The 2680-nt window shown below is 68.1% G+C and carries 2 protein-coding genes; one reads left to right on the top strand and one right to left on the bottom strand.

Translation table 11 applies throughout. The features are described 5' to 3' along the window. Positions 1-97: 97 nt before the first annotated feature. On the bottom strand, positions 98-2110 hold the full coding sequence (locus tag AB4Y86_RS16285) for a M3 family metallopeptidase (protein ID WP_441403219.1): 2013 nt from the start codon (positions 2108-2110) through the stop codon (positions 98-100). 81 nt (positions 2111-2191) lie between these two features. On the opposite strand from AB4Y86_RS16285, the gene AB4Y86_RS16280 reads away from it, so the two are divergent. Further along, a partial coding sequence (locus AB4Y86_RS16280; RefSeq protein ID WP_441403218.1) for a CapA family protein occupies positions 2192-2680 on the top strand: 489 nt, incomplete at its 3' end.

Below are 2680 nucleotides of genomic sequence, written 5' to 3'. Positions count from 1 at the left end.
AGGTGACCCGCCGCCGTCGTTCGTGTTCCCCATCGATTGCTCCGAAACGGCCCTTTTCAGGGTCCTAAAGGGCGTCTGCGGAGCAACCGATCAGGGGTTACTCGAGGCCGCGGCGCGTCAGCAGCGGCTCGAGCCTGGCCTCACGGCCGCGGAAGGCGCGGAAGGATTCCAGCGGGTCGCGGCTGTTGCCCCGGGCGAGCAGTTCGGCCCGGAAGAAGTCGCCGTTCGCACGGGTGAGGCCGCCGTTCTCCTTGAACCATTCGACGGTTTCGGCGTCGAGCACCTCGCTCCAGATGTAGGAGTAGTAGCCCGCGGCGTACCAGCCGCCCGCAAAGATGTGCTGGAAGTAGCCGGTGCGGTAGCGCGGCGGGATCAAGCTGTGGGCCACCCCGGCGGCGGCCAGGGCCTTGGCCTCGAACGCGAGCGCGTCGTCGGGGATGTCGGTACCGTCGAGGACGTGCCACGCGAGATCCAGCAGCGCCGCGCCAAGGTATTCGGTGGTGCCGAAGCCCTCGCCCCAGAGCGCGGCCTCGTTGAGCTTGTCCACCGTTTCCTGGGGCAGCGGTTCGCCGGTGGCGTGGTGCCTCGCGTAATTGGCGAGGACCTCCGGCCACATGATCCACATTTCGTTGACTTGCGACGGGTACTCGACGAAGTCGCGCGGCACGGAGGTGCCGGCGAACCGCGGGTACGTGACCGAGGAGAAGAGCCCGTGCAGGGCGTGGCCGAATTCGTGGAAGGTGGTCCGCAGCTCGTCCAAGGTCAGCAGTGTGGGCTCGCCGGCGGGCGGCTTGGAAATGTTGAGGTTGTTGATCACCACTGGCCGAGTGTTCAGCAGGCTGGACTGGTCAACGAGCGAGTTCATCCAGGCCCCGCCCCGCTTCGAGTCGCGGGTGTAGTAATCGCCCAGGAAGAGTCCCAGCTCGGTTCCGTCGGAGTTCTTCACCTCCCAGACCCGGACGTCCGGGTGGTAGCCGGCAAGGTCGGTCCGCTCATGGAAGGTGATCCCGTAGAGCGCGTTGGCGGCGAAGAAGACACCGTCCTGCAGCACCCGGTCCAGTTCGAAGTACGGACGGAGGGCCTGCTCGTCCACGGAGTACCGTTCACGCTTGACCCGGGCCGAATAGTAGGCCCAGTCCCAGGCCTCCAGCGGGTGGCCCGCGACCTCGGCCAGGGCCTCCGCTTCGGCGTCGGCATTCCGGACGGCGGCCGGAGCGAGGCGGTTCAACATGGCCTGCACKGCCTGGAAATCCGGGGCAGTTTGCTGGTCCACGCTGAGTTCGGCAAAGTTGGCGAAGCCGAGCAAGCCGGCCTTCTCGGCACGCAACCGCACCATGTCCTTGACCAGGTCCAGCACGTCGAGGCTGCCGCCGCCACTTCCGCGGCCGATCGACGCTTCGTAGAGCCGGCGCCGCACCTCGCGGTTCTCCAGCGCGGCCAGGGCGGGCTGATTGCTGGGCTGGATCAGGGTGAGCAGGAACTTGCCCTCGTGCCCGGCTGTTCGCGCGGCTTCGGCGGCACTGGCGATATCGTCCGCGGGCAGGCCGGCGAGTTCAGTCGCTTCGTCCAGCAGCAGGGAAGCGGACTTCATGCCCTCCTTGACGCGCTGGCCGAATTCCGTGCCGAGGGTCGACAGTTCGGCGTTAATGGCCTTGAGGCGCTCCTGGGCGACCTCGTCCAGCTGGATGCCGGACTGGCGGAACTCCTTGAGGTATTCCTCCACCAGCCGGCCGGATTCGGCGTCGAGCCGGTGCGTGTCTATAGCGGCAAAGCGCTCGAACAGCCCCCGGTTCAGGTACACGGCGTCCTGATGCGCGGAGAAGGCGGGGGAGAGCCGGGTCTCCAGTTCGCGGATCGGCTCCGAGGCGTCCGCGGACACCAGCGTGAAGAACGACGCCGACGCCCGCTGCAGCAGCTGACCGGACCGCTCCATCGCCAGCGCCGTATTCTCGAAGGTCGCCGGCTCCGGTGCCGCCACGATGGCTTGGATTTCGGCCAGGTGCTCGGCCAGGCCGGCCTCCACGGCTTCGGCGTAATGCTGGACCTCGATATCCGCGAAGGGCGGCAGTCCGTACGGCAGGGTGCTGGGGCTCAAGAGGGGATTGATCATGAAATAACTCTTTCATGTTAGGCCGGGGTTCTCAATGATCGGCTAAGCGTGTTGTGCTTCGCGCCACCGTACGATGACCGCATGCGAATCCTCAGCTCCACCCCGCCGGGCCGGCTTCTCGCGGGCGCGGCCGCGGTGATCCTGGCGGTCTCCCTGGCATCCTGCGGCCTTGTCGCCCGCCCGGACGCCGGCGCTCCCGGGTCCACTCCGGCTGCAGACGGCCCCGGGTCGTCAGCGGCCGGCGAACCGGGCACCTCCCCGGATCCAGGCCCCGCCGCCACCCCAACGCCCACACCGACGCCCACGCCGGGGAAGGGTCCTGCCTGCGCGGCGGTACGCTGCACCTCCGTGTTGGTGACCGGGGACATGCTGGTCCACGCCCAGCTGTGGGAACAGGCCCGGGTGGACGCCCTGGCCACCGGCGCCAAGGGTCTGGACTTCGGACCGCTCCTGGCGGGCCAGCGCCGGTACATCGAAAAGAGCGACCTCGCGATCTGCCACCAGGAAACGCCCGTGGCCGGCCCCACCGGACCGTTTTCCGCCTACCCGTCCTTCAACGTCCCGCCGCAG

Origin of the sequence: Arthrobacter sp. 2YAF22_2, assembly GCF_052114645.1 — a bacterium.
Taxonomy (GTDB): Bacteria; Actinomycetota; Actinomycetes; order Actinomycetales; family Micrococcaceae; genus Arthrobacter.
The sequence above is the reverse complement of the archived record's forward strand: the minus strand, read 5'-3'. Positions and strand labels throughout refer to the sequence as shown.